Raw genomic sequence first — 366 nt, 5'->3', positions numbered from 1 at the left:
GTGGACAATGAAGTTTGTCTGGGTGCAGAATGTGGAAAATGTGTCTCAGTCTTGCCAATACGATGCAATAGAACTAGATATGGCGGCTAAAAGCTTCAACTTGAATGTTGGCTCCATCGTATGGGCAACGGGGTGGGAGGCTTATGATGCTGCAAAAAATCGACTATTACGGATTTGGACGGCATCAGAATGTTGTTACGAATGTAATGATGGAAAGATTGGCTGCTCCCAATGGCCCTACTGGAGGTAAAATAGTTCGCCCGTCTGACGGCAAAAAAGGTTGAAAGTGTTGCCTTTGTCCAATGTGCAGGTTCCCGTGATGTTAACAATCTAACCTACTGCTCTGGTGTGTGTTGTATGGCTTCG

1 pseudogene is annotated in these 366 nt (G+C 45.6%); it reads left to right on the top strand.

The annotated features are described in order from the left end of the window. Nucleotides 1-366: pseudogene (locus DSOL_RS26450) on the top strand (heterodisulfide reductase subunit A); the annotation flags it as partial.

The sequence above is a fragment of the Desulfosporosinus metallidurans genome (genome assembly GCF_001936615.1).
Classification (GTDB): domain Bacteria; phylum Bacillota; class Desulfitobacteriia; order Desulfitobacteriales; family Desulfitobacteriaceae; genus Desulfosporosinus; species Desulfosporosinus metallidurans.
This window is presented reverse-complemented; position numbering and strand designations above follow the sequence as displayed.